The organism is Streptosporangium sp. NPDC049248 (genome assembly GCF_040678965.1).
Classification (GTDB): domain Bacteria; phylum Actinomycetota; class Actinomycetes; order Streptosporangiales; family Streptosporangiaceae; genus Streptosporangium; species Streptosporangium fukuiense.
Genome location: NZ_JBFAQY010000034.1, coordinates 93,826 through 113,683, shown reverse-complemented (window position 1 = coordinate 113,683; position 19,858 = coordinate 93,826). Strand labels below are relative to the sequence as shown.

General features: G+C 68.7%; 21 protein-coding genes. 10 read left to right on the top strand and 11 right to left on the bottom strand.

All coding sequences use genetic code 11. The features are described 5' to 3' along the window. On the bottom strand, positions 1 to 1,668 hold a 1,668-nt coding region (locus tag AB0K21_RS39110), incomplete at its 3' end, for a hypothetical protein (protein ID WP_364157345.1). A gap of 912 nt (positions 1,669 to 2,580) precedes the next feature. Then, positions 2,581 to 3,756, bottom strand: a complete 1,176-nt coding sequence (locus AB0K21_RS39105) for a DUF3103 family protein (RefSeq protein ID WP_364157342.1) — start codon at positions 3,754 to 3,756, stop codon at positions 2,581 to 2,583. Between the two features lie 261 nt (positions 3,757 to 4,017). Here AB0K21_RS39105 and AB0K21_RS39100 point away from each other — a divergent pair, with 261 nt between their 5' ends. Further along, positions 4,018 to 4,164 carry a hypothetical protein gene (locus tag AB0K21_RS39100; RefSeq protein WP_343964251.1) on the top strand — a complete coding sequence of 49 codons (147 nt, stop codon included), beginning with the start codon at positions 4,018 to 4,020 and terminating at the stop codon, positions 4,162 to 4,164. A 139-nt stretch (positions 4,165 to 4,303) separates the two neighbouring features. Here AB0K21_RS39100 and AB0K21_RS39095 read toward each other — a convergent pair whose 3' ends face one another. Next, positions 4,304 to 5,380 (bottom strand): WD40 repeat domain-containing protein, encoded by a 1,077-nt coding sequence (locus tag AB0K21_RS39095; RefSeq protein ID WP_343964249.1) that lies wholly within the window; start codon positions 5,378 to 5,380, stop codon positions 4,304 to 4,306. Between the two features lie 131 nt (positions 5,381 to 5,511). On the opposite strand from AB0K21_RS39095, the gene AB0K21_RS39090 reads away from it, so the two are divergent. Beyond that, positions 5,512 to 6,009, top strand: coding sequence for a hypothetical protein (locus tag AB0K21_RS39090; RefSeq protein ID WP_364157338.1), 498 nt, complete (start codon positions 5,512 to 5,514; stop codon positions 6,007 to 6,009). A gap of 32 nt (positions 6,010 to 6,041) precedes the next feature. Here AB0K21_RS39090 and AB0K21_RS39085 read toward each other — a convergent pair whose 3' ends face one another. Beyond that, entirely contained in the window at positions 6,042 to 6,380 is a 339-nt protein-coding gene (locus AB0K21_RS39085) for an MBL fold metallo-hydrolase (protein ID WP_343964265.1), read from the bottom strand. Positions 6,381 to 6,421: 41 nt separating this feature from the next. Continuing rightward, positions 6,422 to 6,997 carry a dihydrofolate reductase family protein gene (locus tag AB0K21_RS39080; RefSeq protein WP_343964245.1) on the bottom strand — a complete coding sequence of 192 codons (576 nt, stop codon included), beginning with the start codon at positions 6,995 to 6,997 and terminating at the stop codon, positions 6,422 to 6,424. A gap of 96 nt (positions 6,998 to 7,093) precedes the next feature. Between AB0K21_RS39080 and AB0K21_RS39075 the strand changes: the two genes are divergently transcribed. Further along, entirely contained in the window at positions 7,094 to 7,597 is a 504-nt protein-coding gene (locus AB0K21_RS39075) for a helix-turn-helix domain-containing protein (RefSeq protein WP_364157334.1), read from the top strand. 59 nt (positions 7,598 to 7,656) lie between these two features. Here AB0K21_RS39075 and AB0K21_RS39070 read toward each other — a convergent pair whose 3' ends face one another. Further along, a complete protein-coding gene (locus AB0K21_RS39070; protein WP_343964242.1) occupies positions 7,657 to 8,271 on the bottom strand; it encodes a helix-turn-helix domain-containing protein in 615 nt (204 codons plus the stop codon). A gap of 49 nt (positions 8,272 to 8,320) precedes the next feature. On the opposite strand from AB0K21_RS39070, the gene AB0K21_RS39065 reads away from it, so the two are divergent. Further along, positions 8,321 to 9,271 (top strand): NADP-dependent oxidoreductase, encoded by a 951-nt coding sequence (locus tag AB0K21_RS39065; protein WP_364157330.1) that lies wholly within the window; start codon positions 8,321 to 8,323, stop codon positions 9,269 to 9,271. A gap of 111 nt (positions 9,272 to 9,382) precedes the next feature. Then, on the top strand, positions 9,383 to 9,505 hold the full coding sequence (locus AB0K21_RS39060) for a hypothetical protein (protein WP_343964240.1): 123 nt from the start codon (positions 9,383 to 9,385) through the stop codon (positions 9,503 to 9,505). Between the two features lie 108 nt (positions 9,506 to 9,613). On the opposite strand, the gene AB0K21_RS39055 is transcribed toward AB0K21_RS39060, so the two are convergent. After that, positions 9,614 to 9,754: a hypothetical protein gene (locus AB0K21_RS39055; RefSeq protein WP_364157327.1), complete on the bottom strand. Its 141-nt coding sequence runs from the start codon at positions 9,752 to 9,754 to the stop codon at positions 9,614 to 9,616. A gap of 97 nt (positions 9,755 to 9,851) precedes the next feature. Here AB0K21_RS39055 and AB0K21_RS39050 point away from each other — a divergent pair, with 97 nt between their 5' ends. Both AB0K21_RS39050 and rox read left to right on the top strand, forming a co-directional pair. Then, positions 9,852 to 10,715, top strand: coding sequence for a hypothetical protein (locus AB0K21_RS39050; RefSeq protein ID WP_364157324.1), 864 nt, complete (start codon positions 9,852 to 9,854; stop codon positions 10,713 to 10,715). 617 nt (positions 10,716 to 11,332) lie between these two features. Next, the gene (gene rox / locus AB0K21_RS39045; RefSeq protein WP_364157362.1) at positions 11,333 to 12,757 is read left to right on the top strand and encodes a rifampin monooxygenase; all 1,425 of its coding nucleotides are present in this window, start codon (positions 11,333 to 11,335) and stop codon (positions 12,755 to 12,757) included. A 172-nt stretch (positions 12,758 to 12,929) separates the two neighbouring features. Here rox and AB0K21_RS39040 read toward each other — a convergent pair whose 3' ends face one another. From AB0K21_RS39040 to AB0K21_RS39030, 3 genes are all read right to left on the bottom strand, one after another. Beyond that, positions 12,930 to 13,187: a M55 family metallopeptidase gene (locus tag AB0K21_RS39040; RefSeq protein WP_364157321.1), complete on the bottom strand. Its 258-nt coding sequence runs from the start codon at positions 13,185 to 13,187 to the stop codon at positions 12,930 to 12,932. A 181-nt stretch (positions 13,188 to 13,368) separates the two neighbouring features. Continuing rightward, entirely contained in the window at positions 13,369 to 14,037 is a 669-nt protein-coding gene (locus AB0K21_RS39035; RefSeq protein ID WP_343964234.1) for a response regulator transcription factor, read from the bottom strand. After that, complete coding sequence (locus tag AB0K21_RS39030; RefSeq protein ID WP_364157317.1) at positions 14,034 to 15,239, bottom strand: histidine kinase; 1,206 nt, start codon at positions 15,237 to 15,239, stop codon at positions 14,034 to 14,036. The genes AB0K21_RS39035 and AB0K21_RS39030 overlap by 4 nt, the downstream gene beginning before the upstream one ends. A 160-nt stretch (positions 15,240 to 15,399) precedes the next feature. Between AB0K21_RS39030 and AB0K21_RS39025 the strand changes: the two genes are divergently transcribed. Further along, on the top strand, positions 15,400 to 16,683 hold the full coding sequence (locus AB0K21_RS39025) for a lipase (protein WP_343964230.1): 1,284 nt from the start codon (positions 15,400 to 15,402) through the stop codon (positions 16,681 to 16,683). Positions 16,684 to 16,880: 197 nt separating this feature from the next. Here the strand turns inward: AB0K21_RS39025 and AB0K21_RS39020 are convergent, their stop codons facing one another. Further along, positions 16,881 to 18,194, bottom strand: coding sequence for an MFS transporter (locus AB0K21_RS39020; RefSeq protein ID WP_364157359.1), 1,314 nt, complete (start codon positions 18,192 to 18,194; stop codon positions 16,881 to 16,883). A 172-nt stretch (positions 18,195 to 18,366) separates the two neighbouring features. Here AB0K21_RS39020 and AB0K21_RS39015 point away from each other — a divergent pair, with 172 nt between their 5' ends. Next, positions 18,367 to 18,975, top strand: coding sequence for a TetR/AcrR family transcriptional regulator (locus AB0K21_RS39015; protein WP_343964228.1), 609 nt, complete (start codon positions 18,367 to 18,369; stop codon positions 18,973 to 18,975). Positions 18,976 to 19,490: 515 nt separating this feature from the next. Beyond that, a complete protein-coding gene (locus tag AB0K21_RS39010; protein WP_343964226.1) occupies positions 19,491 to 19,772 on the top strand; it encodes a heavy-metal-associated domain-containing protein in 282 nt (93 codons plus the stop codon). Positions 19,773 to 19,858 lie beyond the last annotated feature (86 nt).

Below are 19,858 nucleotides of genomic sequence, written 5' to 3'. Positions count from 1 at the left end.
ATCCAGCGCGGCCACCGGATCGTTCTCATGAGTGGGATAACTGCCCCTGCTGGGCACGAACGGAGCCTCCCGCGCCTGCGACGTCCCAGCGAAATAAACCCAATTCTCAGCCACGTCGTATTCGGCGAACGACGCGACGGGCTTACCGCTTGACCGCCTCAGATGCCGGTTGAGCGCCGTGCGGGCCTCCTGCAGGGCGCCGTTCTGCAGGGACCTGATGATCTCACTCGACCAGGAGTCCACCTTCCGCTCGATGGTGTGGAGCTGTCCCTGGATCTGGGTGAGCTGGGCGACCGACACCTGCTGCAGTTTCAGGACCTCGTCGAACTTGCCCAGCATCTCGGTGTAGATGAGGTTGAGGTTCTTGTTCACGGCGTCGAACTGCTTGTACATGACGGTCTGGAGTGTGACCACCTCCTGGCGGAGCTTGCCGAGCTCGGTCAGGATCCGCATCTCTATGCTCGGCTGACCGGCCTGGAAGAGCGGGAGCAGGGCTCCGATCGCGCCGAGGATGTTCCCGGTGAGCACCACCGATCCCAGGGAGAAGATGGCGTCCTGCAATCCCTTCGCGGCGATCTTCGGGAGGTAGTCGTTGATGGCGCTCGCGACCTTGATGGCCGCCTCACCGAGGTACTTCACCCTCCTGCCGCTCTCCTTGTCGGCGAAGTCCACGACGCTGACGAGCCCTTTGAGTCCCTGCTCGGCGTGCTTGATGTACTCTCTGCGTTGATCGGCCCCCTCCTTCGCCCGTTCGAAGGCGGACTTGCAGTCGGCCAGGGCGTCCGTGCGGATGGCGACTCCGGGCGCGCAGGGCGGTTCCGCGGGAGCGGAGGTGCTCCAGAGGAACGCGCCGTCGTACGTGCTCTGCAACTCGTCGATCGCCTCGACCGCGTCCTTGATGATCTCGTTGTTCGCCGCCAGCAGGACGGCCAGCCTCTTGTCGACCTCCTGCTGCCATCTGGGGTCGCCCGGGGAGTACTTGAGAATCTCGCTGAGCCCGACCACCTCGTTGAGCTCGGCGTCCGCCAGGAAATCCGCGGTCGTCGCACCGGCGGTGATACCGGATCGGACACCGACCTGGGAGTTCCAGACCCGTACCGCGGGGTGATCCACGCCCAGGTCCAGCGCCACCTTCCGGATCCGGCCCGCGCCGGCGAGGCTCACCTCGTCCAGGAGAATGGAGGTCTCCTGGACGGTGTACCGCTGCGCGGCGAGCGCGTCCGACCAGCTGTCGTACCGCGAGATCGGTGAGATGACCAGATCGCGCAGCGCGTTCTTGACGGTGGCGGCGACTCCCTCCATTCCCGGAACCTGCGCGCCCACCCTGGCGATCCTGGACATGAGGTCCACGCTGTCCTTCGCGTCGGCCTCCGAGCCGAGTTTCTGGTCGATCTGTTCCGAGGCGGCCTGAAGCCGGCTGAGATACTGCTCCTCGGTCAGCCCCGGCGAGGTGAGCACGAGTGTCCCCAGATACTCGCTGAGCAGGCTGTCCCTGTACGGCTTCGGGCTCTTGAGGTGCGTGGCCGTCGCGTGCAGCCTGGTGTTCAAAGCCTCCTGTTGCGCCGGCGACGGATCGGCGTACACCGGGGGGGCGAATGTTGCATGTGTCAGGCTCGTGGTGAGCACGACGGTCATCACCGTCGCGACCAGCCGGCTCAGCCGGGACACCCGTCCCCGACGTCGTGGGCGGTCAATTTTTCTCCATCTCGACCTCACTGAGGGTCCTCTCGCATAGATGTCGGCCGTGGAAGTCCGGCCTGAGTGAACTCGGCGATGGGGAGGCCATCTGTCCGAGGTCGCGCCGCGAGAGCTCGGGGCTACGGCCTTCCGCGAAGCCGTGCGTGGTGACATACCTGGTCGGCGGCCGGCCCAGGTTCCTTCGTTGTCCGGCACGGAGACTGCTGGGGAGGCGAGTTGCCGCTACGAGGTCGTCATATGGGTTTCCAGAGCAGATGCTCCGTGCCCGGCACGCGGAGGTGACGGACTCGGCATCGTCGGCCGGCGCGTGTCGTCACCGGCGTGGCGGAGGGCCGATGTCATCCCATGTCGTATTCGATTCACGCCCATCTGGTGTGGCTTCTCCGTCAGCAGCGCGTGAGTCCATCCACATCCGGGAGAGGAGGTGCCCGCGACGTTCCCACCGGCAGTAGTCGCTGCCACGCTGCTCGGCCGACTGCAGATGTCGGCAGGAGGCCGTACGTGTCTCATGACACTTCCTGAATGCAAGCCTGATCGAATGATCGAAGTGTCACTCAAATCGCTTGCGAGGGACTTATGGGAACTTGGAGGTCCCCCTTTAGTTCATCTTTAGTTCATCGTTGTGCTTATCGGTTCCGGGTTGGCCGTTGACCTGCCCGGACGGGCGGCAGGACCTGGAATTGACGCAGGGTCTTGTGGAGGGGCAGACCACCCTGGCTTCTTTTGGGCCGGTCAGCCGAGGTCCGGCAGGAACGGGAGAGCGGCGCCGGCCGGTGAAGAAGCCACCCTCGAAACAGGTCAGGTTCAGCCCGGGCACAGGCCGCGGCCCCGGTGTGTCACCGGGGCCGCGGCGGTCAACGTGTCGGGCCGAAGCCGGACTCGTCAGATCCAGTTGGAGATCAGGCGTACCTCCATGCCGACCGGGCGGGCGGCACAGGGCATGGACTTGATCTGTCCGGCGCGGCCGGCCTGGACGCTGTAGCAGGAGTCGACCCAGTCGTCGCTGTCGGTGACCCAGTCGCTGGGCAGCGCGCTGATGACCTTGTCGGCGATCGCGACGTACTGGCCGTTTCCGGTGGCGACGAGCACGCCTTCGACGATGGCCTTGGCCAGGCCGGACAGGTCGGCGTTGTCGTCGCGCTCCATGAAGACGACATCGACGGCGGTCCAGCTGAAGTTGGACCACTCGATCAGGACCTGGTTCACGTTGCTGTAGGTCGTGCCCTCGTCGGTGATGTAGGGCATCTCGATGCTGTCGACCCGAGCCTTACCGTCGGTCCCGGCGCCCATGGTCCAGGCGTAGATCTCCGGTCCGCCCTTGTACCAGGGCTCGTGGTCGTTGTAGTTGGTGATGCGGTAGATCTGGGCTGCCCAGCGGGGCGTTCCCGCGGCCTGCGCCGTAGGCTGCTGGGCCTCAGCGGCCTTACGGTCGACTCCGGTGACGCCGGCCTCGGTGAGAGCCTTGCGGATGACCTGCTGGCCCAGCTCGGCGGTCTTGCGCTCGTTCAGGCCCACGACGAGCACCGCCTGTTTGGGAGCCCGGCGGGCATCGAGTTCGTGAGTGCGACCGGCCGAGTCGTAGGCGGTGACGGTGCGGACGAACTTCTCGTCCTTGGACGGGGTGAACATGACCAGTGGCTTCTCGCCCGCGGCGACCCGCTTGACCGTGGCGGGGTCGGCCGAGACCTCCAGCAGCGACTCCCCCTCGCCTTCGGTCTGGAGACCCTTCAGCTGCAGGATCTTGCTGTCAGCCTGGCGGGTGTAGTCGGTCAGGTCCTGCGCGCCTGGCACGGAGGCGAACAACGCGGCCAGGTCGGCCTGGCCGTCACCCGCCAGCTCGCGGTTGAGCACCGCCTTGAACTCACCGTTGTCGAGCCTGCGGGCGATCTGCTCGGCGAGCATCCGCTTGAACCCGTCCATGGTGGCGGCCGACTCTGCGGCCTTGAGCTTGGCCGACTGGCCGGGGGGCAGCGGGTCGGCCGCGGCCATCGTTGGTGCTACAGTACCCATCAGGGTGGTGGCCAGGGCGAATGCCGCCAGCCCAACTACCTTCTTCACAAAATCTCCTGGTCAATGCGAGAAGAAGACCGACAGAGCACTACCTCCGGATCCTTGTGGGAACCCAGCGGTTGTATAAGGCAGAGGATGACCGGCGCGCCTTATCAAATAATTACGTCTTCTTATGAACCCTTATGGTCAATCCCATAATGGGTTTAACGTTCGTTCCCGAACCTGGGTGTGTGGACGCCCTCGTGCGGCCGGTCATGGGATCGGATCGCGATGGCCAAGGCCGGCACGGCCCCGCGTCGCCTCCCCCACATGAAGGTCGTGGAGGGCTTCATCATCGACTGCGGAGGCAGCGAAGACGATCTCGCCCAGTGGACCACGGCCTGGCGCCGGATCCGCATGGCCAAAACCGTCGAGAACGTCACCTCGCTTCCCACCAACCGCCGCACCGCCAGCTAAACGATCACCACGAGGGTGCGGCGAGATAGTGATCGGCGCTGCTGCGAAGAGGGCGTATTCCAGCGGGCCGCGGCCGGGCTGCGCGCGGCTCCCGAGAGGGCACGACGGGAAAGCCATGGTTCCCGAAAGGTCGAAGCCGTTAGGAGTGGGTAGCCTCAGTGACGGGGCGAGTAGTGCTCCACAGCCGTATTGTGCCGTCTTCGCTCCCGACCGCGAGGGTTTTACCGTCCGGGCTGAAGACCACCTCGTAGACGTTCTCGGTGTTGCTGGTGAGGGTGGTGGGTTCGCGGCTGGCCAAGTCCCACAGCCGCACCGTGTCGCCGAGGCCGCCGGCGGCGAGGGTTTTGCCGTCCGGGCTGAAGGCCACCGAGGAGACGGCGCCGGTGTGGCCGCTGAGAGCGGTGGCGGTTTCGCGGCTGGCCACGTCCCACACGAGTGCCCAGCCGTCGTCGCTGCCGGTGGCGAGGAATTTGCCGTCCGGACTGAAGGCCACCGAGCGGACATAGCCGGTGTGGCCGCTGAGAGTGGCGGTGACAACGGTTTTGCGGCCGTCCACGTCCCACAGCCGCACCTCGCCGTTGATGCTGCCGGCGGTGGCGAGGGTTGTGCCGTCCGGACTGAAGGCCATCGAGTGGAACCAGTCGCTGGTGTGGCTGTCGAGGGTGGCAATGGTTTTGCGGCCGTCCACGTCCCATAACTGCACCGTGTCGCTGCCGCCAGTGGCGAGGATCTTGCCGTCCGGGCTGAAGGCCATCGAGTAGACGGGGCTGCTGGTGAGGGCTGCGGTGGCAACGGGTTTGCGGCCGGTCACATCCCACAGCCTCACCGTGCCGTCGAGACTGCCGCCGGTGGCGAGGGTTTTGCCGTCCGGGCTGAAGACCACCGAGTAGACGATGCCGGTGTGGCTGGGGAGGGTGGCAATGGTTTTACGGCCGGTCACGTTCCACAACCGCACTGTGTCGTCGTGGCCGCCGGCGGCGAGGGTTTTACCGTCCGGGCTGAAGGCCATCGAGTAGACGGCGCCGATGTAGCCGGTGAGGATGGCGGTCGGTGGGAGTTCGGGGGCGCCGGTAGGGATGGCACTCGGAGGGGGCTCGATGGTGCGGGTGCAGGCGACCGTGGTCGGTACGCCGATGGCGGCCAGGGCGCCGAGTCCGCCCAAGAGCAGGGTGCGGCGAGATAGTGATCGGCGCTGCCGCGGATGGGTCGTGTTCACACCCCTAGTTGTAGAAGATCATGCTTGAGATTGACTTGTATGCCTCTGCATCACCTTCTGCCTGCCCAGGCCGAGCAGCTCGCCGGAGCGCGACCACGCCGGGCGGGCCCGGCATTACCGCCCAGACCCCGATGTGCGTCCCGGAAACCCGGCCGCACCAACCGGTCACTTGCGGGAATGCCTACCACCACGGACCCGGCGGAGCAGCCGGGCCGGGCCTGCGGCTACTCGACCTGCGAGCGCCGCGCATCGCCTACACCGGCGCCGTGCGGCCCCGGCAGTACTGCGGGCCGCCGGATCGCATCTGGCCCGATGGCAAGACCTGCAAGGCCAAGGCCGCCGAAGAGCGCCGCGCCGTCCAGGGCGCCGGGCGCGATCGTAAGCGTTCGTTCCGGCGCCGCGACATCATTCGCAAGACCAAGAACGGTCTGGACGCCGCCCGCGCACGGGGCCGGGTCGGCGGCCGCCGTCCCGTTGTCTACGACGACAAACGCGCCGCGATCCTGGCCCGCCGCAAGCGCGGCGAATCCATCCGCACCATCGCCGCCGGAGTGAAGGTCTCCGTCTGCGTCGTCCACAAGACCCTCGTAGACACCCAGCTCGCCGCCGCACAGGGCAACCCCCGCTGACCGGCTCGACCACCCTGGAGAACGTCGTGCCGCTACCCCGGATCCCGACCGGCGACCCGCACGTACCGGCTGTGTCGCACACCGATCGCTAGCGGGGCGCCCCGTCGCGCTCGCTTCTTTGGGCGAGGCGCTGGAGTTGCCCTTCGTGCACGTCGCTCACCCACTCCCAGCCAGGCTTGGCCGATGGGCCGACCCGTGGGTCGGTGCCAGAGCAGGTGATCCCAATCCGGGTGCGTAGAAAACCCTGCCACAACGGGCTGACCCAACTCGCGAAGGTCGTTCGCGAGGCAGTCGATCTCGGAGCCGGTCACCCCGGGGTCGATGAGCAACACACCGGCCCGGCCCTGCACGACAACGGCGTTGCTCTGCACGAACTCGCTCTCGTGGACCAGCACACCCTTCGCGACCTGCCTCAGCACGAGCTCGCCTCCCTTGCATCCCGGATGGCGTAGCGATGCATCGTGACGCCCTGCTCGAACGATCGCTGCTCCAGCAGGTCGAGATCGATCGGCAGGTCGTAGTCGTCGAACAGCGGCCTGCCGAAGCCGAGAACGGCGGGATGGGTGAAGAGCAGCAGCTCGTCAAGGAGCCCGGCCCGGAGGAGCTGCGTCGCGATTGCCGCGCCGCCCACCCCGATGGTGCCGTCGGTCTCGGCCCGGAGCGTGGCGAGCTGCTCGATCGCGTCGTCTCCGCCGATGATCCGGGTGTTGTGATCGGCGCTGTGGCGGGTGCGGGAGACGAGCACCTTGGGCTTGGCGGTCCAGATCTCGCCGTACTCACGCATGACATCCGGCAGCGACGCGTCCTCGCGCGCACGTGGCCAGTACTCCTCCATCGTCTCGTACATGACCCGGCCCTGGACCATCAGGGCGAGCGCCTGCGCCCGGGTATTGAACTCGCGATGCAGTTCCTCGCCGATGCGCAGCCACTCGCCCGCGCCGTTGTCCCCCGGAACTTGCTCGATCCGCAGGTCGAGGGACACGTTCATCCAATATACGCAGTGGCCCATCATCTCCTCTTCCGCTATAGTGATTGCATTTTGCAACTACTATATTGAGGAGGAAATACCTGTCAAGGAGGAATCGTGGAACCACGGTCCGGGTGTCCGATCAACGCCGCCGTCGAAGTGCTCGGAGATCGCTGGTCGTTGCTCGTGCTCCGCGACGTCATCTTCGGCGACCGCCGCTACTTTCGGGCGTTGCTCACCGGGTCGATCGAGGGCATCGCCTCGAACATCCTCGCCGACCGCCTCGTGCGGCTCGTCGAGGCAGGGATCCTCACCCGCGGCACCGCCGCGCGGGGGCAGCGCGCTCGCTACAGCCTCACTGAAACCGGCATCCAGACTCTTCCGATCATCTATGCCCTCGGCAACTGGGGCCTCGACTGGCGCCCAGGCAGCGACGAGCTCCGGAGCCGGCAGCAGCTCATGCGCGACGAGGGTCCGGCGTTCATCGAGGAGCTCATGGACGAGCTTCGCGTCCGCCACCTCGACGCCCCGCCGAAGCCGCACGACGGCCCAGGCCCGCTCGAGCGGCTCGACGCCGCCTACGCCGCGGCGGCCGCCGCCGAGCAAGAACACGCCGACTAGGCGTCCGCCGGGCCCCTTAACGTGACTGGCCGTTCGGTTGCCGCTCAAGCCCCGAGGCACTACCGAACAGCCGGCAGCAGCCGGACCGCCGGCGGAAGCGGCGCGCGGACGGGGTCGGCACGGAAAGACTGGATCATCAGGGCCGCGAAACGGCGCGATGCCGCCGCTCGCTGCTCGGGTGACTCGGCGCGGATGCCCTCGTTCGCCATCATCGCCAGGATGAAGTCCTCCAAGACGAAGTCCGCCCGCAGGCCGCCCGCCTCCTTCGCGCGCCGGATGAGTTGGAACAGCAGCCGGATCGTACGGTCGCGGTCCGCGGTGAAGTACGGCAGCTGCGAGGTGAACGCGCCGGACAGACCCCGGTCGAGGGCGTGCACCTCCATGAGCTTCTCGAACGCCAGGCAGAACCCACGCCACGGGTCGGCCTGCGCCAGCCCTTCCTCGACGACCGCCGAACACATGGCCATCGGCTCGGCGAAGACCTCACTGAGCAGCGCTTCCTTGGTTGGGAAGTGCCGGTAGACGGTGGCCGCGCCAACTTGCGCGCGCCGGGCGATCTCCCGGATCGGCACATCGAGGCCCTCGGCGGCAAAGGTCGCGCGGGCGACCGCGAGGATGCGCGCGCGGTTGTCGCGGGCGTCCGAACGCAGCTTCTGACTCACTTCGGCCGTCACCGCTCTCACTTTAGTCAAACGGACGGGGTGTTCCGTTACGGTGTGGCGCATGAGAGCTGTTCAGTTTTCGGAGTACGGCCCGGCCGGCGTGATGCATGTCGCCGAGGTCGAGGAGCCGCATGCCGGGCCGGGGACGATCCGCATCGCCGTGCGGGCGTCCGGATTGTCGACAGGAGAGACGTCCATCCGCTCAGGGAGGATGCGTGACGTGGTGCCCGTGACGTTCCCGTACCGGACCGGGTTCGACGCCGCCGGCGTGGTGGACGAGGTCGGCGACGACGTCACGGGTGTCGGGGTCGGCGACGAGGTGTTCGGCATGACCGCGACGACCGCGCGCGGCGCCAACGCCGATCACACGGTCCTGGTCGCCTGGGCGCCGAAACCGGCCGCGTGGAGCTGGGAGGAGGCCGGTGGTGCCGCAGGCAGCGTCGAGACGGCCACCCGGGTGCTCGACCGGCTCGCGGTCGGCGCCGGGCACACCGTGCTGGTGCAGGGCGCGGCCGGCGGGGTGGGCACGGTCGCCGTGCAGTTCGCGGTCGCCCGCGGCGCCACCGTCATCGGCACGGCCGGGGAGCACAACCACGACTTCCTGCGCTCGCTGGGCTCCAAGCCGACGACGTACGGGGCGGGCCTGGTCGAACGGGTCCGTGCGCTGGCACCGGGCGGGGTGAACGCGGTGTTCGACTGCGCAGGAGGGGCGCTGCCCGATCTGATCGCCATCACCGGGAACCCGGCGCGCGTGGTGACGATCGCTCCCGACCTCACCGCAGCGGCCCTCGGCGTGCACCTGTCGCACGGCGTGCCGGCCGGTGACACGGCGGCGGCCGTTGGAGCCGCCGATCCGCTGGCGGTGCACGGCCTCGGCATCGCGGTCGAGCTCGCCGGGCAGGGCCGGCTACGGGTGCCGGTCGCGGCGGCGTTCCCGCTCACCGAGGCCACCGCCGCACACGAGCTGAGCGAGAGCCGTCACGCCCGCGGGAAGATCGTGCTGGTGAACTGACCACACGCGACATGGGGTGCGCAGATCACTTCGGCCATTCGTGCACCCGGCTTCGGAAACCGGCATTCGCCTCGGGACGCCTCCCACGATCTGCGCGGCCTGCCGGCCGCGATGCGCCTGCAGATCGACGAGGCGCTCGCCTACCCGCGGGAGACCGACTGGCCACGAACGGCGAACGCGCTGCTGGACTGTGTGGAACGGCTTCAGGACCTGGTCGCCGACCTATCGACCTGACCAGTCTGATCAAGAACCGGCTCAAGCCCATGTGATACCAGCCTGAATTCATCGCCGGGACCGGCCTCGTCCTGTCCGAACCACCGTAGTGACGCCCAACTTTCAAACTCAGTAACCGCAGGGGAAAGCCGTACGATTTGCCACTATGAGGTCGCGGATGACGGCACTGGCCACCTGCTTGATCACGTTGGGCTGTGCTGCGCAGCCCCCGCTCGTCGCGCCGGTCCCCGCACCGTCGAGCACGCCCACCGTGTCGGCTCCTTCGGCATCGGCCACGCCTACCGAGAGGTGGGTCCGAGTCCCCGGCCTGCCGGACGACGACACGTGGGAGCGTGGCCTGCGCGACGTGACCGCTGCCGGTCCCGAACTGGCGTGGGCGATCGGGTACACCGGCTGGGAGGACGGCGTGGAAACGTCGCTGCGCACCTGGGACGGGTCACGGTGGCGCGCGGTGCCCGTCGAGGATGCTCGGGGCGGCCTGGTGAGCATCGACTCCGACGGGCCGCGCAACGCGTGGATGCTGGGCGGGGGCTTCGACGAGTCCCTGGCCCAGCACTGGGACGGGCACGCCTGGCGGCGGTACCGGTTCCCTGGGTACGGGCAGGACGTGGCCGTGGACGGCCGCCGGGTGGTCGTGATCTCGGACACTGCGGTACTGACCTGGAACGGCACCGCCTTCGTCACCGAAAAGGTGCTCGGCGGCGAGGAGACCAGGCTGGCCGCGGTGGACAGCGGTGCCGGCCACACCTGGGTCACCGGGAATCGGGATGAAGAGCAGCCCGTGATCTGGCACGGGCACAACGGCAGGTACGAGGAGACCGTGCTGCCCGAGGGCTTCCTCACTGCGATCTTGCAGATCAGCCCCGACGACGTCTGGGCGGTGGGCAGCATCGGCGAGCGGCCCCTGGTGCTGCACTGGAACGGCCGATCCTGGGAGCGGCCCACCGTCCCGCCGTGGAAGGGCGCACTGCAGAGCGTGACCGCGTTCGGGCCTGACGACGTCTGGTTCGCGGGCAAGGACCACGACGCACCCGGTGGGGTCTCGGTCCTGCACTGGGACGGCCGGAGCTGGACGAAAGAGATGCCCCCGCCGGGCGGGGAGGGGCACCACGCACTGATCGAGCGGATCCCCGGCACTTCCCAGCTGTGGCTGATGGTCAACGTGGCCAACGGCGATTCCGAGTCGATCGTCACCTTCCGCCGGAAATAGCGGAGCCGACCGACAGCACAGGTCAGATTCTGAGCTTCCCCCAGTAGTCCGGACACCGGCGGTGTGCCATCAGGCTCCAGGGCGTTGTGGAAGATGACCAGGTTGGCCGGCAGGGTGTTGAGTTCGATCAGTGTTTCTGCTCGTCGGGGTCGTTGCTGCCTGAACGGCATCGGCCGCGTGGTGTCCAGCCTTGATCATCCAAGGGCGGCCAAGATCAGATCGTCGACCGTAACCGGAACCGGCCGGGCCGCCACGCCGGATTCGCTCTGCAACCGCACGGGCCCGTTTGGAGTCGTGATCACATGGCCGGAAAAGGGTTGGACGGGATGACGCTCGGGCTTGTAGCTTGCCGTTGACCGTGACACCGCCCGAGGAGGTGAGACCCATGAACGCTGTATCGATGTGGGTGCTCCCCCTTTCCGTCACGGCCGGCGATTGACGTAGGTGTCGCCGGGAGCGCCTCGCCAACCAGGCACTCCCGAAAGGCAACACCTATGCACTCTCAGCAGGTCACCGCCGAGCCACCGTCGAACGACACGGTCGAGCGTGGCTCCACGGTGGGCGACGTCCCCGCAGTTCTCTGGTCGCCGGCCTCCGGCACCGATCGCGCGCCCCTCATCTTCGATGTGATCATTGCCGGGTGCGGGCCGACCGGTGCGATGCTGGCCGCCGAACTGCGGCTGCACGATGTGCGGGTACTCGTTCTGGAGAAGGAAACCGATCCCAAGTCGTTCGTCCGCATAGTCGGTCTGCATATTCGCAGTCTTGAGCTGATGGCGATGCGCGGACTGCTGGATCGCATTCTCCAGTACGGAAGACAGCGTCCGGCCGGCGGTTTCTTCGCCGCCATCCCCAAACCCGCGCCCAAGGGCCTGGATTCCGCGTACGCCTATCTGCTGGGCATCCCGCAGCCGGTCATCGAACGTCTGCTCGAAGAACATGCGATCGAACTGGGTGCGCAGGTCCGGCGCGGTTGTGCGGTCACCGGTTTCGAGCAGGACGACGAAGGTGTGACCGTCGAGCTGGCCGACGGGCAACAGCTGCGTTCGCGCTACCTCGTCGGCTGTGACGGCGGGCGCAGTACGGTGCGCAAACTGCTCGGTGTCGGCTTCCCCGGCGAGCCCTCACGGACCGAGACGCTGATGGGCGAGATGGAAGTGGGCGTGCCGCAGGAGGAGATCGCCGCCAAGGTGACCGAAATCCGCGAGACCCGTCAGCCATTCTGGCTCCGGCCCTTCGGCGAAGGGGTCTACAGCGTCGTAGTCCCCGCCGCGGGAGTCGGCGACCGCGCGGAACCGCCCACCCTCGAGGATTTCAAACAACAGCTGCGCACCATCGCCGGAACCGATTTCGGCGTGCACTCCCCGCGCTGGATGTCCCGCTTCGGGGATGCCACCCGGCTGGCCGAACGTTATCGGGTCGGGCGGGTGCTGCTGGCCGGCGATGCGGCACACATCCATCCACCCATTGGCGGGCAGGGCCTGAACCTGGGCGTTCAGGACGCATTCAACCTCGGCTGGAAACTGGCCGCACAGATCCGCGGCTGGGCGCCGGAAACACTGCTGGACACCTACCAGGCCGAACGTCATCCGGTCGCCGAGGACGTGCTGGACAACACCCGCGCCCAGACGGAACTGCTGTCCACCGAACCGGGCCCGCGGGCCGTGCGCAGGCTGCTCACCGAACTGATGGACTTCGACGAGGTGAACCGCCATCTGATCGAGAAGATCACCGCGATCGGCATCCGCTACGACTTCGGCGAAGGCCCCGACCTGCTCGGCCGCCGCCTGCGCGACATCGACGTGAAACAGGGCCGCCTCTACGATCTGCTGCGTCGCGGTCGCGGCCTACTGCTGGACCGCACCGAACTCCTGACCGTCGGCGGCTGGTCAGACCGGGTCGATTACCTCGCGGATCCCACTGCGGTACTGGATGTTCCGAGCGTCCTGCTACGCCCCGACGGCCACGTCGCCTGGATCGGCGACGATCAGCAGGACCTGGACGACCACCTCTCCCGCTGGTTCGGCAAGCCCCCCAGCTGATTTCGCCTGGCAACCGAAAAGGCCCGTGAGGAGGATCGGAATGGCCAGTAGCGACTGACCATCGGAAGGCTGGAGGCAGCATCAGCCACGGTGCTCTGGCGCCAGGGTCGGCCCTCACCTTCCGAAGGTGGGGGACGACCGGTGGCTGCGGACGTGGGCCTGATGTGACCGCTCAGGGGCTGAGATGGGTCAGCACGGCCAGGAGTTGGAGCATGCTGTAGGCGGCCGCCATGTTCTCGGCGTTGAACGCCACCGTGCGGCCGGTTCTGGTGACGCCGCGGGGCACCAGCGCGCTGAACTCCTCGCAGGCCGCGGCATCTCCGCCGGCCAGCACGACGGGCACGCCGTAGGAGTCGGCCAGCAGGGTGTTGATTCCGATCTCGCCGTGGTGACGCTCGCGGTCACGGCCTGACCGGCCGGTACCGCACACTCAGCTCGTCCGGCCACGAACCCGTCCAGGGACATGGTGAAGTGCCAGAGCACCTTGCCGTTCGCGGTCTGCGGTTCGATGTCGTTCACTGCTGTCTCCTCCGCCGGCTGATTGCCTCGTACGGTATTGAGACGGCATCCACCGCGGAACCTCATCGGTCCAGGTTGGCGGCATGGCGCGGTCAAAGGTCGGGGGTGGCGGGGCGGATGAGGCCGCTCTCGTAGGCGAAGACCACCACCTGGGCGCGATCACGCAGCCCGAGCTTGACCAGCACGCGGCTCAGATGCGTCTTGACCGTCGCCTCGGCCAGATGCAACCCCGTGGCGACCTCGGCATTGGACAGCCCGCGCGCCACCTGCACCAGCACCTCGTGCTCGCGCGCGGTCAGCTGCGCCAGCCGTTCGTCCCGTTCGGCGGGCCCCTGCGTCATCTGCGGCGCGAACCTCTCCAGCACGCGGCGGGTGACGCGTGGCGACAGCGCCGCCTCTCCCGCCGCGACGTTGCGGATCGCGCTCAGCAGCTCCTGTGGCCGGGTGTTCTTCGGCAGGAACCCGGCCGCTCCGGCCTTCAGCCCGGCGAAGGCGTACTCGTCCAGATCGAAGGTGGTCAGGATGAGCACGCGCGAGCGTGGGCTGTCGCGCGCGATCCTGCGGGTGGCCTCGATGCCGTCCAGGCCGGGCATGCGCACGTCCATCAACACCACGTCCGGACGCAGGTGCCGCGCCAGCCGGGCCGCCTGCTCACCGTCATCCGCCTCCCCGGCCACCTCCATGTCCGGCTCGGCCTCGAAGACCATGCGGAAGGCCATCCGCAGCAGCGACTCGTCGTCGGCGATCAGCAGCCGGATCATCGTGGCGCTCCCAGGTCCAGCACGGCCAGCACCCGCCATCCGCCGCCCGTCACCGGTCCGGCATCCAGGGTCCCGCCGTAGGCGGCCACCCGTTCCCGCATGCCCGCGATCCCGCGCCCGTCGCCCCGGAGCCCAGAGCGGGGCCCGGACACCCGGGTCTCGGCGTCGAGGAACCCAGGGGCGCCCAGCACAACCGGGTCGCGAACATCGGTGACCTCCACCTCGGCGCGGCGCGGCGACACTTCGACCCGCACATCGGCCCGGGCCCCGGGCGCGTGCCGCAGCGTGTTCGTCAGCGCCTCCTGAACCAGCCGGTAGATCGTCAGCTGGACGGCGACGGGAACCGCCTCGCTGTCACCGGCCACCCGAACACACGTCGCCAGCCCGGCCTCGCGCATCCGCTCGGCCAGCGGACCGATCTCGGCGATCCCGGGCGCAGGCTGAAGTATCTCCCCGAAGCGATCCTCGCCCGAGGCGGCGCGGCCGGTGCCCAGGGAGCGACGCATGTCCTGCAGGGCTTGGCGCCCCGTCGCGGCGATCTGCTCCATCGCCGCCGCGGCCCGGTCCGGCGCGCTGTGGCGGACGTAGGCGGCGCTGTCGGCCAGCGCCACCATGACCGACAGGTTGTGAGTGACGATGTCGTGCATGTCGCGGGTCATCCGCGCGCGTTCCTCGGCGACTGCCAACCGTGCCCGCTGCTCACGGTCGCGTTCCAAGGAGGTCACGTACGCCCGCCGCACCCGCATCCACAGGCCGGTCATGAGGGCGGCGGCCGCCATCGCGCTCAGCGCGGCCGCCGTGAAGGGGAACTGGCCGGGCGGTGCCCAGCGGGCGGCGGCCAGCAGCACCCCGGCCTGCAGCACGAGCGCCGCCACCAGGGTGTGACGCCACGGGCGGCGCGCGGCGACCGTGTACAGGGCCACCAGGAGGGCGGCGTCGGCGGGAAGCTGCACGTCCAGCGCCCACTGGACGGCGGCGGCGAGGCCGATCACGCCCAGGACCGTCATCGGAGCGCGCCGTCTCCAGGCCAGCGGCGCCACCAGCGCCGTCTGCAGCGCGAGCAGCCACGGGGAACCCGCCAGCACCTGGCCGGGTCCGAGAGTGGCCAGGAACAGCGCGGCGGCAGGCAGCGCGTCGGCGGGCACGGTCGACCATCGGCTCAGCGCGGTGAGGCGGGCCGCCGGATGGCCTGCTGGTTTCATGCACTTCACCCTAGGTGTCCTGCGGGTTCGCTCCCGCTCCTCCCCGGGGATGACCGTCATCCGAAAGTCGCATGCACGCGCACGACCTCCGCCGCTGGCCCGCGGGTGTGCCGGGCTGCCAGCCTCGTCGGACATCCTTTTCCGTTTGAGGAGTCTTCGCATGCCCTTTGTCACGAAAAATACGGATCTGGCTATGGGTGCCAAGGCCACCGGCTCGTCCGCTGTTTCCAACAGCCCGGTGTCCGCCGTCTCGAAAGCCGCGGGCAAGATCGCGGGGCTGGCCGTGCTGGTGCTGGCGGTCTCCCTGCCCGCGGCCCGCGCCGACGCCGGGAGCCTGATCGGGGTGAGTCTGCTCGCGCCCGGCGGCCCCTATCCGGTCGGGACCGTGGCCATGCGGCTGGTCGACCGCTCGCGGCCCGATCCTCTGGTGGCAGCCAAGCCGTATCGGGAGCTGATGATCAGCCTGTGGTACCCGGCGGCGGGCGGCGGGCCGCTCGCACCGCACATGGCGCCGCTGGCCGCCGCCGACTGGGATCGGCACTCGGCGCAGCCCCTGGGCATCGCCAAGGGTGCCGTCGCCTGGGCCGCCACACGCACCCATGCCCGCGTGGGCGCGCCGGTCGAGCCGCGTGCGGGCAAGCTGCCGGTGGTGCTGTTCGGTTCGGGGGACGGCGGGCCGCGCACGCTGGGCACCACCCTGGTCGAGGACCTGGCCTCGCGCGGCTACCTGGTCGTCACCGTCGACCACACCTACGAGGCCGACCAGGTGGAGTTTCCCGGCCGACGCCTGGTGCGCGCCCTGCCGCTGCCCGCGAAGCTGACGCCGAAGGTCATCGCCAAACTGCTGACCGAGCACGCGGCGGCGCGCCTGGCGGATATGCGCTACGTCCTGGACCAGGTCACCGCCCTGGCACACGGCCGCCCGATCGGCGGCAAGCTGCCCACCGGGATGCTCGGCGCGCCCGACGCCTCGCGGGTGGGGGCGCTGGGACAGTCGCTGGGCGGATCGGTCGCCGCGCAGCTGACTCGCGAGGACGCCCGCGTGGACGCGGGCGTCAACCTCGACGGCGCCTATGTCGGCTCGGTATCCACACGCGGTGCGACCAGGCCCTTCCTGCAGTTGGCGGCCGAGACCCACACGCGTGACAGCGAGCCGAGCTGGAAGTCGTTCTGGCGGGCCTCGACCGGATGGAAGCGGGAGCTGCGATTCAAGGGCGCGGCCCACGGCTCGTTCACCGACCTGCAGCCGCTGCTGCCGCAGATCGCGGCCAAGCTCCCCAAGGTGCCGCTCGCGGACTACGTGGGCACGATCGACCCCGGCCGTTCGGTGGCGGCCCAGCGCGCCTATGTCGGGGCCTTCTTCGACCTGCACCTGCGGGACAAGCCGACCCGCCTGTTCGAGGGCCCCGACACTCGCTTCCCCGAGGTCTCCCTCATCCCCTGACCCCACGGGGCCCGGCCCCCGCTCACGCGGCCGGTCCCCCGGTCAGGCATCCCGGACGGTGGTGCGGGGGAACTCACTGGACCTGACGGAGCTGCCGACGTCCGGGCTGTAAGGGCCCGGGGTCCCGGTGTTGCCCGATGACCGAGCGTGTGCGGCCGACGCGTGGGGTGGCGGGCCGAGCCCTGGCGGGCGTCTCCTCACCCTGTGTTGGCTCGGCCGGGTGTCAAGACGGCGGCCACGAGGGCCGCGATGCCTGCGGCGACCGCGGCGAGGATGTATCCGTTGGTGAACCCCGAGAGCGTGTCCCCGATCAGGCTGGCCGCCGCGACGCTGGAGATGGCGGCGGCTCCGATGGAGGCGCCGAACTCGTGGAATGTGCTGACGATGCCGGAGGCGATGCCGGATTCGTGCGGGGCCACCTGGCCCAGAGCGGTCGCTGAGGCGACGACGAACAGTGCGCCGGTCCCGGCGGCCGCGAGCGCCGTGCCCACCACCACGGTCGCGGGGTGCGTAGACAGGGCGGGCACGGCCATGCCGATCGCGGCGGCGAGCAGCCCGGCTACGGCGAGCCGGCGCGCTCCGGCCCGGGCGATGGCCCGGCCGGTGAGGTCGGCCCCGAGCATCGTCGCCACCGCGACCGGGAGGAACAGCAGGCCGGTCTGCAGGGCACCGAAGCCTTGGGCGTGCTGGAAGTAGAACGTGCCGAGGAAGAACACCGCGATCATCAGCGCCGTTGCCATCACGATGAGGAACGTGCCGGTGGCCACCGGGCGGCGAGTCAGCAGCGCGACGTCCATCAGGGGCGACCTGGCGCTCTTCTGCCTGGCCACGAACGCCAGGTAGCCCAGCGCTGCCGACAGCAGGAGCCATCCGGTCGTGGCGGTGAGCCACCCGTGGTCGCCGGCACCGGTGATCGCGTAGATCAAGGCGCCGGACGAGGCAGTGACCAGCAGCGCACCGAGCACATCGAGCCGGGGTCTGGGCTCGGCCACGCTGTGGTGCGGCAGCATCCGGGCAAGAGCGGCAAGAATCACCAGCCCGATGGGCACATTGACATAGAAGACCCATGGCCAGCCCGGCCCGGCGGTGAGCAGTCCTCCCAGCAGCACGCCAAGGGCCGCTCCCCCACCGCCGAGCGCGGACCAGATACCGAGCGCCTTGTTTCGCTCGTCACCCTCGAACAGGGTCACCAGCAGTGACAGGGCCGACGGAGACAGCAGCGCCGCACCGAGTCCTTGCGCGATGCGGCCGCCCAGCAACATGCCGGCGGAGTCGGCGAACCCGGTCACCAACGACGCCGCCGTGAAGATCAGCAGGCCGGCGAGGACCACCCTCCCGGCCCCGATCAGGTCGGCGAGTCGCCCGCCCAGCAGCATCAGGCCGCCGAACGTCAACGTGTACGCGCTGACCGTCCATGTCAGCGCCTCGCGGCTCAGACCCAGGTCGGTCTCGATGTGCGGGAGCGCGATGGCCACGACGGTGACGTCGAGGATCAACATCAGTTGGGCCACCCCGAGGAAGGCCAGGATGCGCCATCGCGACGGATGAGCCGGCCTGTTCGGCGGAGATGCTTCGTGGATCTCATGTCGCGTCACCGGGAGCCTCCAGCTAACTCGTATGGTTGTGTACGACTTCGAGCCGTGAGAGTAACACGTATATCTCTGTACGAGTTAGGGTGGTGGCATGCCTACCGTCTCTGTCGGTCCGCGCCGGCGCGCGGACGCCGAACGCAGCATCGCCCGCATCGTCTCCGCAGCACGCAAGAGCCTGAGCAGTGATCCGGACGCGAGCGTCGACGACATCGCCAAGGCCGCCGGAGTGGGCCGGATGACGCTGTACGGCCACTTCCGCACCCGGGCGGAACTCGTCGAAGCCGCACTGGTCGACGCACTGCGCGCCGGTGAGGAGGAACTGTCGTCCGTCGATCTCACCGGGGACGCACGAGAGGCCCTGGCCCGGTTGCTCGGCTCCAGTTGGTCCCTCATGGCCGAGTCCATGGCGTTGTTGAACGCCGCCCAGAAAGCCCTTCCCGCCGGGCGCGTTCGCGAGCTGCACGCCGCCCCCGCGCGGCGTGTCGAGGAGCTCATCCGCCGCGGCCAAGACGACGGCGTGTTCCGCACCGATCTGCCGATCTCCTGGCTGATCAATGTCCTGCACTACATCCTGAAAGGCGCCGCGGAGGAGAGTCGCGCCGGGCGCATGGAAGCAGGCGGTGCCGCCCGCGTCGTCATCGCGACGGCACAGTCGATCCTGGTCGCCTTACCGCCCGACCTTCACCCATCACCGAAGTAGCGCCATCCCATAGAGCCCTTTCTCGCCCAGGTGTTCTGTCGTTGCCGCGTCGCAGGACAGTCCTTCGCCGCCCGCACCCGTCTCGCCGTCCAGCAACCTCGCCTGGCCGCATCGCTTCGGCCGCGCAGGCCCATTTCACCGACGAACTCACCGCCGCCGTCGCCGACATCCTCAACGGCGACAATGCTCTCGCGCCGACCACCCCCCACTCTGCGGCACACCCTCGAGGCCGGCCTCCTGCACCACGGCGTCGCCGTCGTCGTCGCCGAGTTCCCGAGCCTCTCCCACCTGGACGACACCCCCGCCTGCGTCGACCTCGAACGGTCGGCGAACTCCCCACCATCAGCGAACAGGGCGTATCAGCCTTCACCGACCTGGGCTAACACAGTCACGTATGCCTGGTGACAGGAGTCGTACCAACACCCTGGTCTCCCATTGGCAGCTTAACCCCTGGGGGGTATGTTAAAGTCGCAAGCCGAGATACCCCAATGGGGTACATGCGAGAGGAGAACCTTATGTGCACGGCATGTGCGTGCGGCCCCGCGGACGGCACCCCCGCGCAGATGGAGACCGGAGTCGGGAGCGTCTATCAGGTCAGCGGGATGACCTGCGGGCACTGCGTCTCCTCGGTCTCCGCCGAGATCGGCAAGGTCGACGGCGTGAGTGACGTCCAGGTCGACCTGGCCACCGGTGCCGTCACCGTCAGCGGGACGGGCTTCTCCGACGAGGAGATCCGCACGGCCGTGGGCCGGGCGGGCTACGCACTGGCCGACGCCTCGCCGGTCAGCGCCTCCTAGGGCGACTTCGCCCGAGAGAACAGACGGTGGGCGTGCACTGGCATGCACGCCCACCCTCGGGGCCGGTCCGACTTCGACATCACACC

What these genes read in the sequence shown, in the direction of transcription:
- AB0K21_RS39060 (WP_343964240.1), top strand. Translation starts at nt 9,383, where the DNA reads ATGCGCCTGCAGATCGACGAGGCGCTCGCCTACCCGCGGGAGACCGAC.
- AB0K21_RS39010 (WP_343964226.1), top strand. Translation starts at nt 19,491, where the DNA reads ATGTGCACGGCATGTGCGTGCGGCCCCGCGGACGGCACCCCCGCGCAG.
- AB0K21_RS39080 (WP_343964245.1), bottom strand. Translation starts at nt 6,997, where the DNA reads ATGAACGTGTCCCTCGACCTGCGGATCGAGCAAGTTCCGGGGGACAAC.
- AB0K21_RS39090 (WP_364157338.1), top strand. Translation starts at nt 5,512, where the DNA reads ATGTGCGTCCCGGAAACCCGGCCGCACCAACCGGTCACTTGCGGGAAT.
- AB0K21_RS39100 (WP_343964251.1), top strand. Translation starts at nt 4,018, where the DNA reads ATGAAGGTCGTGGAGGGCTTCATCATCGACTGCGGAGGCAGCGAAGAC.
- AB0K21_RS39015 (WP_343964228.1), top strand. Translation starts at nt 18,367, where the DNA reads ATGCCTACCGTCTCTGTCGGTCCGCGCCGGCGCGCGGACGCCGAACGC.
- AB0K21_RS39065 (WP_364157330.1), top strand. Translation starts at nt 8,321, where the DNA reads ATGAGAGCTGTTCAGTTTTCGGAGTACGGCCCGGCCGGCGTGATGCAT.
- AB0K21_RS39030 (WP_364157317.1), bottom strand. Translation starts at nt 15,239, where the DNA reads ATGAAACCAGCAGGCCATCCGGCGGCCCGCCTCACCGCGCTGAGCCGA.
- AB0K21_RS39035 (WP_343964234.1), bottom strand. Translation starts at nt 14,037, where the DNA reads ATGATCCGGCTGCTGATCGCCGACGACGAGTCGCTGCTGCGGATGGCC.
- AB0K21_RS39025 (WP_343964230.1), top strand. Translation starts at nt 15,400, where the DNA reads ATGCCCTTTGTCACGAAAAATACGGATCTGGCTATGGGTGCCAAGGCC.